The 15136-nt window shown below is 61.0% G+C and carries 17 protein-coding genes; 16 read left to right on the top strand and 1 reads right to left on the bottom strand.

From position 1 onward, the window contains the following. Positions 1–103: 103 nt before the first annotated feature. The 15 genes from ACUVTA_RS04955 (at position 104) to ACUVTA_RS04885 (ending at position 13222) form a co-directional block, all read left to right on the top strand. Complete coding sequence (locus tag ACUVTA_RS04955; protein ID WP_445951863.1) at positions 104–601, top strand: YceD family protein; 498 nt, start codon at positions 104–106, stop codon at positions 599–601. 20 nt (positions 602–621) lie between these two features. Continuing rightward, on the top strand, positions 622–807 hold the full coding sequence (rpmF, locus tag ACUVTA_RS04950; protein WP_445951862.1) for a 50S ribosomal protein L32: 186 nt from the start codon (positions 622–624) through the stop codon (positions 805–807). Between the two features lie 103 nt (positions 808–910). Continuing rightward, entirely contained in the window at positions 911–1924 is a 1014-nt protein-coding gene (gene plsX / locus ACUVTA_RS04945) for a phosphate acyltransferase PlsX (protein WP_445951861.1), read from the top strand. Next, on the top strand, positions 1917–2909 hold the full coding sequence (locus ACUVTA_RS04940; RefSeq protein WP_445951865.1) for a beta-ketoacyl-ACP synthase III: 993 nt from the start codon (positions 1917–1919) through the stop codon (positions 2907–2909). The genes plsX and ACUVTA_RS04940 overlap by 8 nt, the downstream gene beginning before the upstream one ends. Positions 2910–2922: 13 nt before the next feature. Beyond that, positions 2923–3867 (top strand): ACP S-malonyltransferase, encoded by a 945-nt coding sequence (gene fabD / locus ACUVTA_RS04935; RefSeq protein ID WP_445951860.1) that lies wholly within the window; start codon positions 2923–2925, stop codon positions 3865–3867. Positions 3868–3913: 46 nt separating this feature from the next. Further along, on the top strand, positions 3914–4657 hold the full coding sequence (gene fabG, locus ACUVTA_RS04930; protein ID WP_445951864.1) for a 3-oxoacyl-[acyl-carrier-protein] reductase: 744 nt from the start codon (positions 3914–3916) through the stop codon (positions 4655–4657). Between the two features lie 34 nt (positions 4658–4691). After that, on the top strand, positions 4692–4928 hold the full coding sequence (locus tag ACUVTA_RS04925) for an acyl carrier protein (RefSeq protein WP_123930976.1): 237 nt from the start codon (positions 4692–4694) through the stop codon (positions 4926–4928). A gap of 60 nt (positions 4929–4988) precedes the next feature. Beyond that, a complete protein-coding gene (gene fabF / locus ACUVTA_RS04920) occupies positions 4989–6230 on the top strand; it encodes a beta-ketoacyl-ACP synthase II (protein ID WP_445951859.1) in 1242 nt (413 codons plus the stop codon). Positions 6231–6309: 79 nt separating this feature from the next. Beyond that, complete coding sequence (gene rnc / locus ACUVTA_RS04915) at positions 6310–7005, top strand: ribonuclease III (RefSeq protein WP_445951858.1); 696 nt, start codon at positions 6310–6312, stop codon at positions 7003–7005. A 50-nt stretch (positions 7006–7055) separates the two neighbouring features. Further along, a complete protein-coding gene (gene ftsY, locus ACUVTA_RS04910; protein ID WP_445951857.1) occupies positions 7056–7967 on the top strand; it encodes a signal recognition particle-docking protein FtsY in 912 nt (303 codons plus the stop codon). Between the two features lie 28 nt (positions 7968–7995). Then, positions 7996–8787, top strand: coding sequence for an S-methyl-5'-thioadenosine phosphorylase (gene mtnP, locus ACUVTA_RS04905; protein WP_445951856.1), 792 nt, complete (start codon positions 7996–7998; stop codon positions 8785–8787). Further along, positions 8787–9809: an S-methyl-5-thioribose-1-phosphate isomerase gene (gene mtnA / locus ACUVTA_RS04900; RefSeq protein ID WP_445951855.1), complete on the top strand. Its 1023-nt coding sequence runs from the start codon at positions 8787–8789 to the stop codon at positions 9807–9809. The genes mtnP and mtnA overlap by 1 nt, the downstream gene beginning before the upstream one ends. A 114-nt stretch (positions 9810–9923) precedes the next feature. Further along, positions 9924–11180 carry an adenosylhomocysteinase gene (locus ACUVTA_RS04895; protein ID WP_445951854.1) on the top strand — a complete coding sequence of 419 codons (1257 nt, stop codon included), beginning with the start codon at positions 9924–9926 and terminating at the stop codon, positions 11178–11180. A gap of 12 nt (positions 11181–11192) precedes the next feature. Further along, positions 11193–11858: a class II aldolase/adducin family protein gene (locus ACUVTA_RS04890; protein ID WP_445951853.1), complete on the top strand. Its 666-nt coding sequence runs from the start codon at positions 11193–11195 to the stop codon at positions 11856–11858. Further along, complete coding sequence (locus ACUVTA_RS04885) at positions 11855–13222, top strand: amidohydrolase (protein WP_445951852.1); 1368 nt, start codon at positions 11855–11857, stop codon at positions 13220–13222. The genes ACUVTA_RS04890 and ACUVTA_RS04885 overlap by 4 nt, the downstream gene beginning before the upstream one ends. A gap of 72 nt (positions 13223–13294) precedes the next feature. Here ACUVTA_RS04885 and ACUVTA_RS04880 read toward each other — a convergent pair whose 3' ends face one another. Next, positions 13295–13528 (bottom strand): hypothetical protein, encoded by a 234-nt coding sequence (locus tag ACUVTA_RS04880; RefSeq protein WP_445951851.1) that lies wholly within the window; start codon positions 13526–13528, stop codon positions 13295–13297. 74 nt (positions 13529–13602) lie between these two features. On the opposite strand from ACUVTA_RS04880, the gene ACUVTA_RS04875 reads away from it, so the two are divergent. Beyond that, complete coding sequence (locus ACUVTA_RS04875) at positions 13603–14775, top strand: class I SAM-dependent rRNA methyltransferase (protein WP_445951850.1); 1173 nt, start codon at positions 13603–13605, stop codon at positions 14773–14775. Positions 14776–15136: the final 361 nt, after the last annotated feature.

Below are 15136 nucleotides of genomic sequence, written 5' to 3'. Positions count from 1 at the left end.
CCCAATCTTTTATGCACCTAGCAAGAAGATGATGCCTTCGACCGCTTTTACTTGACAGGGGATTAGGTGGCCGGTATAATCAGGATTTGATTGGGGTGGGCAGTTGTTTACAGTTAGCGTAGCCAAGCTCAAGCAGGCGCCGGCAGAAGAGCGCCGTTACGGGCTCACAGGCGCGGTCCGGTCACTCCCGGGTGGTGCGGCGGCGCCGATACGGGTCGTTTCTCCGGTTGTGCTGGTGCTCACAATCACCAACGCTGGCGACTTTTTGTGGGCGGTAGGGGAGACGAAGGCTACAGTGCGCCTAACATGCAGCCGGTGCCTTAAGGAATTTACGGTGGAGCTCGCGGGACGGATCGAGGAAAAGTACCGTTTGCACGGTGCAGCGAGTCCCGAAGAAGAGATTCCGCTAGCTACGGACGAGCTTGATTTTACTGACCAGGTGATCGAAAGCCTCCTCCTGGCTTTACCGATGAAGCCGCTCTGCCGGGAGGATTGTCGGGGACTTTGCCCTCGTTGCGGGAAGGACCTTAACGAGGGCCCGTGCGGGTGTCCGGCGGATGAGGGAGACCCGCGCCTGGTGGTGCTGAAGAAGTTGTTATAGAATCATAGGAGGTAGCGGTAATGGGAGTACCGAAAAGAAGAGTCTCCAAACAGCGCAGGCGTTTGCGCCGGGCGCAGTTGAAGATTGCAGCGCCGGGGCTGGTTGCCTGCCCGCACTGCAGGGCACTGAAACGGCCCCACGCTGTCTGTCCGACCTGCGGCCAGTACAAAGGGCGGAAGGTTTTGGCTCAAGAAGAGGCAAAGTAACGGCCTGATTGGTGGGGTTTTGGCTTTTAAGGCGCCAGGACCTTATTTTTTTAGCTCTTAGCTACGGATTTTTGAGCGCCGCTCCGGCAAGGAGGGTCTTTGGTTGCGGGTAGCGGTTGACGCGATGGGGGGCGATTACGCCCCGGCCGAAGTGGTGGCGGGGGCAGTGGAGGCGGCTGCCGCTTACGGGATCGAAGTGCTGCTCGTTGGCGATAAGCTTCGTCTTGAACCTTTATTGGGGCCAAAAGGAGTTAACCGGGTGCAGCTCGTACCTGCCACCGACGTCATTGCGATGGACGAACACCCCGTCCAGGCTGTCCGGCGCAAGAAGGATTCTTCCATTGTCCGGGCGGTGCAACTGGTCAAAGAGGGACAGGCCGACGCGATGGTTTCTGCCGGCAACACCGGCGCGGTGATGGCGGCCGCGCTTTTCGGGCTGGGGCGGATTGAAGGTGTGGACCGGCCGGCCTTAATGACCTTGATGCCTAACCCGCAGGGGTACACGGTGCTGCTTGACGTGGGGGCGAATGTTGACGTGAAAGCCCAGCACCTTGTTCAGTTCGCCATTATGGGTACGGCCTACGCGACGACCGTCCTGAAAATTAAGACCCCACGGGTGGGGATTCTGAGTATCGGTGAGGAGGAAACCAAAGGGAACGAGCTCACGCTGAGCGCCCTGCCTCTTCTCAAGCAGGAGCGTTTAAACTTTATCGGTAACGTTGAGGGGCGAGATGTCTTCAACGGCAGGGCGGATGTGGTGGTGTGCGACGGTTTTGTGGGGAACGTTCTCTTGAAAGCTGGTGAGGGGCTGGCCCAGGCGCTGGAAGTGATGGTCCGGCGCGAGGTGGCCCACAACTTGCCGGCGAAGGTGGCTCTCGGAATGGTTCTTTTTTTGTTGCGGGGGCTGCGGCGTCGCCTGGATTATGCAGAGTACGGCGGTGCTCCCCTCCTCGGGGTAAACGGCGTCGTGGTGGTAGCGCACGGGAGCTCGCAGGCCAGAGCGATCAAAAACGCTATCCGGGTGGCGGTTGAAGCGGTACGTAGTGGGCTCGTCCAAACGATCGGCGCGGGTCTTGCGGGTCGAAGTGCGGGAGGAGTTAAAATGGTTAATGGGTAAAAATGGGCTAGTTGCCGGGATAACCGGTCTTGGCGTTTACGTCCCGGAGCGGGTGCTAACAAATTTTGACCTGGAACGGATGATCGAAACAAGTGACGCCTGGATCCACGAGCGAACGGGGATAAAGGAGCGGCGCATCGCTGCTCCCGATGAGGCTACGTCTGATCTAGGGGTGAAGGCTGCCTGCGAGGCGCTTGCAGCAGCGGGAGTTGCTCCGAAAGAGGTTGAACTCGTCATTGTGGCCACGGCTACACCCGATACCCTTTTTCCGGCTACGGCCTGTCTCGTTCAGGATCGTTTAGGGGCGAAGAAGGCGGCGGCTTTCGACTTAGAGGCGGGGTGCAGCGGCTTTGTTTACGGGCTGGCGGTAGCGGCGCAATTTATCAATGCGGGGTGTTACCGCAACGTACTGGTGATCGGCGCCGATACTCTGTCCAGAGTGACCAACTGGAAGGACCGGACTACCTGTGTCCTCTTCGGTGACGGGGCCGGGGCAGCGGTGGTGCAGCCGGTCGCACCGCCGCGCGGGATACTCTCACTTTACCTGCGGGCGGATGGTTCCGGGGGCGAGCTTCTTAAGTTACCGGCGGGCGGGGCGCGTCTGCCCGCCTCTCCGGAAACGGTACAGGCCGGCCTCCATTACCTGCACATGAACGGTCGGGAGGTTTTCAAGTTTGCCGTTCGCTCCATGGAAGAGGCGTCGCTCGAGGTGCTGCGGCGAGCGGGCCTTGAGCCGGAGGAACTTGGTTGCTTCATTCCGCACCAGGCGAACGTCCGGATTATCGACGCCGTTGCTAAACGGCTCAATCTCCCGCCCGAAAAGATTTTTATCAATGTGGATCGCTACGGTAACACATCGGCAGCTTCCATCCCTATTGCGCTTTACGAGGCGGTTAAGAGCGGCAAAGTGAAGCCTGGGACGGCCGTGCTTCTTGTTGCTTTCGGGGCGGGTTTGACCTGGGGTGGAGTGGTATTGCGCTACTGAGGGGGCCCGACTAATGAAGATAGCCTTCGTCTTCCCGGGACAGGGTTCGCAGTATGTGGGCATGGGCCGGGATTTTTACGGACGCTATGCCGAAGCGCAGGAGGTTTTTGCCCAGGCCGATGCGGTTCTTGGCTTCTCGTTAAGCACCCTCTGCTTTGAGGGGCCCAAGGAAGAGCTACAGAAAACGGTAAATACGCAGCCGGCGGTGCTGACGGTGAGCATTGCGGCGCTTGCGGTGTTGCGAGCGCATGGGGTAGGGAGCGACGTCGCTGCCGGTCACAGCTTGGGTGAATATGCTGCGCTGGTCGCCGCCGGGGCCCTCGATTTCGCCGCTGCGGTGCGTCTGACACGGCGGCGCGGGCAGTTGATGCAGGAAGCGGTGCCCCTCGGGAGTGGGGGTATGGTGGCGGTTTTGGGGCTCGACCGGGAGCGCATCGGGGAGGTGGTCCGCGCTGCGCGGGCCAAAGGGGTTATCGAGGCCGCAAACTACAACTGTCCCGGGCAGGTTGTGCTTGCCGGCGAGATGGCTGCGCTCGAGGAGGCGGTGCGGATCGCCAAAGAGTTGGGAGCGAAGAAAAGCGTTATTCTGCCGGTGAGTGGCCCCTTCCATTCGTCGCTCATGCGGCGGGCAAGTGAGCTCTTCGCCCTCGAGTTGGAAAAGGTGCCGGTGAAAAAATTGGCTTTTCCGGTAGTGGCCAACGTCAGCGGGGATTATATCAGTACCGCGGCGGAAGTAAGAAGCGCCCTGATCCGGCAGATTTACAGCCCCGTGCTCTGGGAGGAGAGCATCCAGCGGCTGGTAGCGGACGGGGTTGGGGTCTTCGTGGAGGTGGGTCCCGGGAAGGTGTTGTCCACGCTTATCAAGCGGATAGCGCCCGGGGTTAACTGCTGTAACGTCGAGGACCAGGCCTCGCTTGAGGCTACCCTTGCCTTTTTACGGAAGGCAGGTTTGCTTTAAGGAATAAGGTGTGAGCCGGTTGTTTTACGGAGAGGGGTTGGCTAAAATGTATCTTAATGGCAGGGTGGCAATAGTCACCGGCGGCTCCCGGGGCATTGGCAAGGCGACGGCCTTAGCGCTGGCCCGGGCCGGTGCGGACGTGGTGATCAACTACGTTTCCCGGGCTTCCGAAGCCGAGGCGGTGGTCGCGGAAGTCAAAGGGTTGGGTAGAGGGGCTGCCGCCTATCGCGCCGACGTTTCGCAGGCGGGTGAGGCTGCGGCGCTTATCGATTTCGCTCTGAGCACATTTGGGCGGTTAGACGTCCTGGTGAACAACGCCGGGATTACGCGCGACGGGTTGCTCCTCCGGATGAAGGATGAAGATTGGGACGCGGTGGTAGGCGTTAACCTGCGTGGTGCCTTCAACTGCACCCGCGCGGCGGCACGGGCAATGGTAAAAGCGCGCTGGGGCCGGATAATAAATATTAGTTCGGTGATCGGCCTTACAGGTAACGCGGGACAGGCGAATTATGCGGCAGCAAAGGCGGGGATCATCGGTTTTACAAAGGCGGTAGCCAGGGAGCTGGGCTCGCGGAATATAACGGTGAACGCGGTGGCGCCGGGTTACATCGTGACCGAGATGACGGCCGGGCTCCCTGAAGGGGTGAAGGAGCGGCTGCGCGAGCGAATTGCTCTTGGACGTTTCGGTGAACCTGAGGAGGTGGCCAACGTGGTGGTTTTTCTGGCCAGCGATCTGGCCAGATACATCACCGGTCAGGTAATAGTGGTTGATGGTGGCATGACTCTTTAATCTCATCACGATAGGGAGAGGTGAACCAGACCTTATGTCGTCGTCAATTTTCCAGAAAGTCAAGCAGATTATCATCCAGCAGCTTGGTGTCGAAGAAGACGAAGTGACCATGGATGCTTCCTTTGTGGACGACCTCGGGGCAGATTCGCTCGACCTTGTGGAGCTGGTCATGGCCTTTGAGGAGGAGTTTGAGATGGAGATTCCCGACGAGGATGCCGAGAAGATCCGGACGGTGGGTGACGCTGTTAACTATATCCAGGAGAAGCTCTGAGAGGAGTCAGAAGTCAACAGTCAGCAGGGTGAGAAAAGTGGTATTCCGGGGGGTGCGTTTTTGTCCCCGCGCGTCGTAGTAACCGGACTGGGGGTTATTTCCCCGGTGGGCACCGGTAAAGAGGCCTTTTGGGAGGCGCTTGTAAAAGGGCAGTCGGGCGTCAGGCGGATAACCCGTTTTGACGCTTCGGAATTCAAGACCCAGATCGCCGCCGAGGTCAGCGATTTTGATCCGGAGGCGTACATCGATAAAAAAGAGGCCCGGCGGATGGACCGCTTCACGCAATTTGCGGTTGCGGCCGCAAGCCTGGCGCTAGCGGATGCGGCGCTAGCTACGGAATCGCTCGACCGCGACCGGGTCGGGGTGGTTTTAGGCTGCGGCATCGGGGGAATCGGCACCTTTGAGGAACAGACGCGGGTGCTTGTTTCCCGCGGGCCGAACCGGGTAAGTCCTTTTTTCGTCCCGATGATGATTGCTAACATGGGCGCGGGCTACATCGCGATCTTCCACCGGTTTTACGGCCCCAACAGCACGGTGGTAACCGCTTGCGCCTCGTCCAACCACGCCATTGGCGAAGCCTTCCGGATCATCCAGCGGGGAGAAGCCGACGTGGTGCTGACGGGGGGCGCCGAAGCAGCCATCACCCCGGTAGCGGTGGCCGGTTTTTGCGCCATGAAGGCGATGTCTACCCGGAACGATGCGCCCGAGAAGGCCTGCCGGCCTTTTGACGCGGCGCGGGACGGGTTTGTGATCGGCGAGGGGGCAGCAGTACTGGTTCTGGAGCGGTTAGAACACGCCCTTGCCCGGGGTGCCCGGATTTACGCGGAAGTGGCGGGTTACGGGCAGAGCTGCGATGCTTACCATATCACGGCGCCCGATCCCGATGGTGCAGGGGCGGCCAAGGCGATGGCGCGCGCGTTAGCGGACGCCTGCTTGCGGCCGGAAGAGGTGAACTATATCAACGCCCATGGGACCTCCACCCCGCTCAACGATAAGGTCGAAACGATGGCGATTAAAAAGGTTTTTGGGGAATTTGCCTACCGGATCCCCGTGAGCTCTACCAAGTCGATGACGGGACACCTTTTAGGTGCCGCCGGGGGCATCGAGGCCGCGGCCTGTGTCCTGAGCATCACGCACGGCGTAATTCCGCCGACGATCAACTACGAAAACCCCGACCCCGAATGCGACCTCGATTACGTGCCCAACAAAGCGCGGCGGGCGCAGGTGGATGTGGCGCTCTCGAACGGACTGGGCTTTGGCGGGCATAACGCCACCCTGATTTTTAAACGTTTTTCGGCTTAAGAAAAGCAAGGTACTGTAGAGGGGCTGAAGCCTCAAGCCGAGCTTCCGGCCTCCAAAGTTTTTTAGGGGTGTTTGATGGGTGGACCGGGGCTACGAGGAACTCAAAGCCAGGCTGGGGATCATCTGGCACGATGAGGGGCTTCTGCGCCAGGCGCTCACGCACGGCTCCTACGCTTACGAGCACCCCGGGGTGACGAATAACCAGCGGTTAGAGTTTTTAGGCGACGCCGTCCTGGAGCTGGTGATCAGCGACTATCTCTACCGGACCTTTCCCGGAAAGAGCGAGGGTGAGCTTACCAGGCTGCGGGCGGCGGTGGTCTGTGAGTCTTCGCTGGCGCGGGTCGCGCGGGAGCTTGGGCTGGGGGAAGCCCTCTTTATGGGGCGGGGCGAGAGCCAATCGGGGGGGCGGGAGCGCCCGTCGATCTTGGCCGACGCCTTCGAAGCGTTGTTGGGGGCCGTCTTTTTGGATCAGGGGCTGGAGGTGGCGGCGGAGTTTGCGTTAAGGGAGCTCGAAGCCGTTATCGAAGACGTGCTCCACGGGCGGCAGGAGCGGGATTACAAGACTGAACTCCAGGAACTCCTACAGAAGAACTCGCCAGAAAATGTTTCTTACGTTATCCTCAAGGAGGAAGGGCCGGACCACGCGAAGGTTTTTACGGCCGGTGTCTTTTACCGGGGTGAGTGTCTGGGGCGCGGGGAAGGGCGTTCCAAGAAAGAGGCGGAACAGCGGGCAGCGCGGGAGGCGCTGGCAAGAATTTCGCGGGAGTCACGTTGAAGATTAAACTTTGGACGTTCAACGTGGCATCTTCTTCAGGAGGATCAGGCGTGGGGCTTTTCGGTAAGCTACGGGAGAAGTTGACGAAGGTCCGGGAAACCTTTGTCGAGAAGATTGAAAACGTCATCTCCCGGCGCCGCGAGATTGACGAGAGCCTTTACGAGGAACTCGAAGAGGCGCTCATCCAGGCGGATGTGGGTGTTGCCGCGGCGCTGGAGATCGTCGAATGCGTAAGGGCGCGGGTGAGGGAGCTCCGGATAAGCGAGCCGGAACAGCTGAAACCCCTTTTCCGGGAGGAGGTTTTGCGCCTTTTAGGTACGGAAACTGCGCCCCTGGTGCTTCCCGACGAGCCGCCGGCCGTGATCTTGATGGTAGGCGTTAACGGAACGGGGAAGACTACCACCACCGGGAAGTTAGCTTATTACTTCCGGGAGCAGGGACAGAAGGTGATTTTGGCGGCGGCGGACACTTTTCGCGCGGCCGCGATCGACCAGTTAGAAGTATGGGCCCGGCGGGCCGGCGTAGAGATTGTTAAGCAGCGGGAAGGTTCCGACCCGGTGGCGGTCGTTTACGACGCGCTTCAGGCGGCTAAAGCCCGGCGGGCAGACGTGGTCCTGGTTGATACCGCGGGGCGACTCCACACGAAGACCAACCTGATGGAAGAACTGAAAAAGCTGCGGCGGGTGGCAGCGCGGGAGGTGCCGGGTGCGCCGCACGAAGTCCTTCTGGTTGTCGACGCGACGACCGGCCAGAACGCGATCAGCCAGGCGAAGCTCTTCGGGGAGGCGACGGGGCTTACCGGCATTGTATTGACCAAGCTTGACGGCACGGCCAAGGGCGGCGTGGTTGTGGCGATAAAAAAGGAGCTTAATGTTCCCGTGAAGTTTGTCGGCACGGGGGAAAGGATCGAGGACCTGATGCCTTTCAATCCGGAGGAATTCGTGGCCGCAATTTTCGATTAAATCAGGTCGGGCAGAACGGGGTGAATTTATGGCGGCGATTGCCATCATCGGCGGTACCGGAGTTTACGACCCGGAGCTTTTAGAGCATCCTACTGAGGAAACGGTGCGTACGGCGTACGGGGACGTAAAAATAACCCGGGGCTTTTATAGGGGCCGGGAAGTGATTTTCCTGCCCCGCCACGGTGCGGCCCACACGGTACCGCCGCACCTGGTGAATTACCGGGCGAACATCATGGCGCTCAAGCAAGCAGGGGCGCGGTCGATCCTGGCGACGGCAGCGGTCGGCTCGCTCAATCCCAAGATGCGGCCGGGACAATTTGTTTTTGTCGACCAGTTCCTGGATTTTACGAAGGGGCGCAAGCAGACCTTTTTCGAGGGTGGCCCGGAAGGGGTGGTGCACATCGACGTTACGGAGCCTTACTGTCCCAAGCTTAGAAGGATCCTCGTTCAGGTGGCGCAGAGCTTAGGGCTGCCGGCCCATGACGGCGGCATTTACGTTTGCACTGAAGGGCCGCGCTTCGAAACCCCCGCGGAGATCAAAATGTTCCGCGAGCTCGGCGGGGACCTGGTGGGGATGACGGGTGTGCCGGAGGTGGTACTCGCCCGGGAAGCGGCGATCTGTTACGCGGCGGTGGCGATGGTGACCAATTTTGCCGCCGGTATTGCCGCTTACCGGCTCAGCCACCAGGAGGTGGTAGAGATGATGAAGGTTCAGGGCGGAAACATCCGGCGGCTTTTGCTAGGGGCGGTTACCCTGTTTGATCCAGAGGCGGACTGCGCCTGCCGGCACGCGGTTTCCGGTCCGGTGGAGGCGAAGTGATGGAGACGCTGCGCTGGGAGAACGGTACGCTCTACCTTCTCGATCAGACACTCCTGCCGCACGAAACGCGTTACCTATCGCTCACCGATTACCGCGCGGTGATCGAGGCGATCAAGCGGCTGGCGGTACGCGGTGCGCCGGCCATCGGGGTGGCGGGGGCTTACGCGGTGGTGCTGGCGGCAGTGGCGGCTGTCCAGGCGGGAGACGAAGGCTTCGTGCGGCGGGTGCGGGCCGCTGCGGAAGAAATCGCGCAGGCGCGGCCGACGGCGGTTAACCTCCGGTGGGCGGTGGAGCGGCAGCTTCGGGTATTAGACAGCGCGGCGGGTGAGGAGCCGGAAAAAGTGGTCGCGCGATTGGTCGCCGAAGCGGCGCGGATCTGCACGGCGGATGCGGCGGCGAACCGGGCGATGGGGGCTTACGGGGCGGCGCTTCTGCCCCCAGGGGCGCGGGTTTTGACCCACTGCAACGCGGGGGCGCTGGCTACCTGCGCCTACGGGACGGCACTCGGCGTCATCCGGGCGGCGCACGCGGCGGGCAAGATCAAGATGGTTTACGCGGACGAGACGCGGCCGCTTTTGCAGGGCGCGCGGCTGACAGTTTTTGAACTGCAGCAGGACGGAATCCCGGTAACGCTGATCACCGACGGGATGGCCGGGTATCTGATGGCTAAAAAGGGGATCGACGCGGTGATCGTCGGGGCAGACCGGATTGCGGCGAACGGCGACGTGGCGAACAAAATCGGGACCTACAGCCTGGCAGTGCTGGCGCGGCACCACGGGGTGCCGTTTTACGTTGCGGCGCCTCTATCCACGATTGATACGGCTGCGCCTGACGGGGGCGCCATTCCTATCGAGGAGCGAGACGCGGCCGAAGTCACCTCTTTTGCCGGAGCTACTGTGGCACCGCCGGGCACGCGCGTCTGGAACCCGGCTTTTGACGTAACCCCGGCGGACCTGGTGAGCGCGATCATCACGGAGAAGGGCGTCTTTTACCCGCCCTACACTTTTAAGGATAACCTCTGACTATAAACGTTAGACCTTGAACCTTGAACGCTGAAGGTTGAACGGACGTATAGTTCCATCAGTTTGAGCCTGAACTGTGAACCGTAAACTTCTCTTAACCAGGAGGTCTTACCATTGGCTAAAAGTCTGATCCGCAACCCGGAGCTTGCCCCGCTTGGGCGGCAAAAGATCGAATGGGTTGCGGCGCACATGCCGGTTTTAAACATCATCCGGGAGGAGTTTGTGCGGGAGCAGCCGCTCAAGGGGATCCGGATAGCTTTGAGTATCCACCTCGAGGCGAAAACCGCTTACCTGGCGCTGGTGCTGCAGGCTGCCGGCGCAACGGTGGCGGCGACGGGCTCCAACCCCCTCTCCACGCGGGATGAAATCGCGGCGGCGCTGGCGGCGGAGGGGGTCCAAGTTTACGCCTGGTACAACCCGACGCCGGAAGAGTACCGGGAGCACCTGGCCCAGACGCTCAAAATTAAGCCGCACATTGTGATTGATGACGGCGGGGATCTTGTCCATTTGCTTCATACCGACCTGAAAGAGCTGAGCGGTGAAGTCATCGGGGGGTGCGAAGAGACGACTACCGGTGTCCTGCGCCTTTACGCTCTTGAGCGGGAAGGACGCCTCCTTTTCCCGATGGTGGCGGTGAATAACGCCCGCACCAAGTACCTCTTCGACAACCGCTACGGCACCGGGGAGTCGGTCTGGGCGGGCATCATGCGGACCACCAACCTTCTTGTGGCGGGGAAGACCGTGGTGGTTTTCGGCTACGGCTGGTGCGGGAAAGGCGTGAGTCTGCGGGCTAAAGGCCTGGGAGCGAAGGTGATCGTCTGCGAGGTCGACCCGGTGAAGGCGATCGAGGCGGTCATGGATGGCTTTGAGGTGATGCACTCGCTGGCCGCCGTAGAGCGGGGCGACATCTTTATCACCACCACCGGTTGCCGGGACGTACTGCGGGCGGAACACTTTGAACGGATGAAAGACAGGGCTTTGCTGGCCAACGCGGGGCACTTCAACGTCGAGATTTCGCTACCGGAGTTAAGCCGGATAGCTGTTTCCCGCCGGGTGGTGCGGGAGAATATCGAGGAGTTTCGCACGGCTGACGGCCGGCGGCTCTACCTTTTGGCCGAAGGCCGCCTGGTTAACTTGGCGGCGGGCGACGGGCACCCGGCGGAGATCATGGACCTTTCTTTCGCGCTACAGGCGTTATCGGCCCGCTACATCTTGCAGGAAGGGGCGGGCCTCGCGCGGCGGGTTTACCAGGTGCCGGTGGCGGTAGACAACCGGGTAGCCGAACTTAAACTCCGGTCGCTCGGCATCGCGATTGACCGGCTCACTCCGGAACAGGAGGCCTACCTCCGGTCGACAGGAGGGGAGGGATAAAGCATAAACCTGTTGGCGGAAAAGGCGCGCGAGCAGGTGGCCCGGGCAGGCGTGCGGATGGCGCGGGCCGGTTTGGTCCTCGGGACCTGGGGTAACGTTTCCTGCCGGGTTTCACGAGAAGATTTAGTAGTAATCACCCCGAGCGGGATGGCCTATGATGCCCTCCAGCCGCGGGACATTGTGGTGGTTGACCTTAACGGGAGCGTTGTCGAGGGTGAGCGGCGCCCTTCCACGGAGCTCGAGCTGCACCTGGCCATCTACCGTGCGCGACCCGACGTGAAGGCGGTCATGCACACCCACAGCGTATTCGCCAGTGCGATGGCGGTGGCGCGGCTGCCGGTGCCGCCGGTGGTGGAAGACGTGGCGCAGATCGTCGGGGGCGCGGTGCCCGTGGCGGAATACGCTCCCGCCGGTTCGCGGGAGCTGGCGGCGAATGTGGTCCGGGCCCTCGGTCAGGGGGGCGCCGTTTTGCTGGCTAATCACGGCCTGGTGGGTGTGGGAGGCAGTCTCGACGAGGCCTTTAACGTCTGTCAGATAGTTGAAAAAGCGGCGCAGATCTATATTCTCGCCGGCCTTATCGGTACCCCGACGGTCCTGGGCGAGAACGAGGTTATCGATCTCCGCTACAGATACCTGACTTCTTACGGGCAGAATAAGGGTGGAGGGGAACGGCGGTGAAAATCCTGATCAAGGGCGTGACGGTAGTACCGGTCACCGGTCCGGAGGTGGTGATCCGGGACGGGGCGGTGGCGATTGCCGACGGGCAGATCGTCTATGTCGGCCCGGCGGATGGCTTGCCGGATGGTTTTACTGCGGACCAGGTTCTGGGCGGCCCCGAGATGGTGGCCCTGCCCGGTCTGGTCAACGCGCATACCCACGCCGCGATGACCCTCTTCCGGAGCTACGCGGATGATCTTCCCCTGATGAAGTGGCTTGAAGAAGCGATCTGGCCCCTGGAGCAGAAACTCATCGCGGAGGACGTTTACTGGGGGACGCTGCTCGCCTGTGCGGAAATGCTGCTCGGGGGAACAACCACCTTCGCCGACATGTACTTCTTCATGGACCGGGTAGCGGCAGCGGTAGAGAAAAGCGGGATTAGGGCTTCTCTCTCCCGGGGCCTCATCGGGATCGCGCCTAACGCCGAAAAGGCGCTTAAAGAGAGCCGCGCCTTTATCCAGGAGTGGCATGGCAAGGCGAACGGCCGGATTACCTGTATGCTCGGACCGCACGCCCCTTACACCTGTCCACCTGACTACCTCCGAAAAGTGATTACCGTAGCGGCGGAACTCGGCGTCGGCATTCACATCCACGTCGCAGAGACGCGCCAGGAAGTTGAGGGGATCAAAAAACAGTACGGCTGCTCCCCGGTGGCGTTGCTGGCAGAAACCGGCCTTCTGGACCTCCCTGTGCTCGCTGCCCACTGCGTGCACCTTTCTCCGGAAGATATCGCCATTCTGGCTACGAAAGGGGTGGCGGTGGCCCACAACCCCGAAAGCAACATGAAGCTCGCCAGCGGCATCGCCCCGGTTACAGAGCTTCTGACCGCAGGGGTAACCGTGGGGCTCGGGACAGATGGCGCGGCGAGCAATAACAACTTAGATATGCTCGAAGAGATGCGTTCGGCGGCGCTCCTGCAAAAGGTAGCGCGCGAGGATCCGGAGGCGCTACCGGCCTACACGGCCCTCGAAATGGCGACCATCGGCGGGGCGCGGGCGCTTGGCCTCGAGGATAAGATTGGCACTCTCCAACCGGGCAAGCGCGCCGATATCATTCTGCTTAACTTGCGCCGGCCCCACCTCTACCCGCCGCACGATGTCGTGGCCCACATCGTTTATGCGGCGCAGGCGGGGGATGTCGATACGGTTATCGTTGACGGCAATGTGGTGGTGGAGGGGGGGCGTCTTGTGACCCTCGACCTGGACGCAGTCCTCGACAACGCCCGCTGTTGCGCGCTACGCCTGGTAAGGCAAGCCGAAGGCGCGCAGCCTACTATGAAAAATAGAGGTCGGCGGCAGGGGGTCGGCGGTCAGGCGGGAAAATAAATAGTTAGGCGACCCTGCGGGGTCGCCTTGGTAGTGGTGGGTGGTCTATTACCAGGACCGGAGAAAAACGCTTCAGTGCAGCCGGAGACCCTTGATTTCGCTTAGCAAGGTTTCGCCGGCAGCAATGTGCTCCTCGAGGTGCCGGATTTCTTCCGGAGAAGCATTCTTACGCCGTAGCTCTTCGAGCTCGACCCAGTGGGCGGATAATGATCCTTCTACGTCCGTATAAAACGCGAGGGCCCGCTCAAAGGTTAACCCGCGCGCCCTTTCTTCCTCGAAGCGGTGGCGTAGCGCGGAGCAACTCATCTCTCCTCCCTCCTTTCACCCGCTTAGTTTGTCTTAGGGCGAAGCAAAATATTACCTAATGGGGCGGTCAAGAAGTGGCTGAAGCAATTCTTTTGCCAGGAAAAGAGAAAAGGGTGCAGGCAGGGCACCCCTGGGTCTACCGGACCGAGGTCGGTACGGTGCGGGGTGAGTTCACACCGGGGGATGTGGTTGACATCCGCGACGCCCGCGGCCGTTTCTTAGGGCGGGGTTACACCAATCCGGCCTCCCAGATATTTATCCGCTTTCTTACCAGGCGGGACGAAGCGATCGACCGGGCCTTTTTCCGGCGGCGGCTTGAGTTAGCGGCGGCTTACCGGAAAAGGGTGGTAAAAGATGCTACCGCCTACCGCCTCGTCAACGCCGAGGCGGATTTCCTCCCGGCCCTGATTGTAGACCGTTACGGTGCTTACCTGGTGGTCCAGTTTTTGTCTCTCGGGATGGAGCGGTTCAAGACGCTCATCACCGACCTGCTCGTGGAGCTTTTCAACCCCCAGGGCATCTATGAGCGCAGCGATGTTGCGGTTCGGGAGCGCGAAGGGTTAGCGCTGGTTACCGGGCTGCTTTACGGTGAGGTACCGCAGTTTGTGGAAATCGACGAGGGAGGAACGCGTTTCCGGGTGGATCTCTACGCCGGCCAGAAAACCGGTTTTTTCCTCGACCAGCGGGAAAACCGCCGTGCGGTAGCGGAACTTGCCGCCGGGGCGCGGGTGCTCGATTGCTTCTGCTATACCGGCGGCTTTGCGGTCAGCGCGGCCCGCGGCGGTGCCGCTGCCGTTCTCGGGATCGATACTTCCGGCGCGGCGCTTACGCTGGCCCGGGAAAACGCCGTTTTGAACGGCGTGGCCGAACGGTGTACCTTCCGCGAAGCGAACTCCTTCGACGCGCTCCGACACCTTGCCGCTGCCGGCGAGCGTTTTGACCTGGTGGTGCTTGACCCGCCGGCCTTTACCAAATCGAAAGAGGCGTTGCCGGGTGCTATCCGGGGGTACAAGGAGGTCAACCTCCGGGCCATGAAGCTCCTCCCACCCGGCGGTTTCCTGGTAACCTGTTCCTGCTCCTACCACCTCACTGAAGACCTCTTCCTGCAAGTGGTCGCTGCCGCCGCCCACGACGCGCGGCGCACCCTGCGCCTGGTGGAACTGCGCCGCCAGGCACGCGACCACCCAATGCTCTTCGCTGCGCCCGAAACCTATTACCTGAAGTGCGGGATATTCCAAGTCTTCTGAAACCTAGGAAAATCAAGGCCGCGCGGGGGCAAGTTGCTAACCGGTTGTCCGAAATAGTCCGGCTGAAAGCCGCTAAATTCGGGGGTTGAAAAACGGGTTCGTTAGCAAACGGTTAGCAAAAAAGGTTGGGTCCGGTTCCTACCGGGCGCGCCGGAAAGGCGACCTGGGGCCCGCGAAAACCAAGGGTCCGCGGGTTTTTTGTTTCACCGGAGGGTGGTCGGGTGTCCCTGGAAAACCCGTTCCGGGTGTGGATTAGGTTTTCGGCGCGGAAATAGAAGGGAGCGAGTTCTACATCAAACTGAAAATAGGCTCGGGGAAGAAAAGGGGCAGGCGCTGTGCCTGTCCTTCCACCCGGCCCAAA

Source organism: Thermodesulfitimonas sp., assembly GCF_052743955.1.
This window is presented reverse-complemented; position numbering and strand designations above follow the sequence as displayed.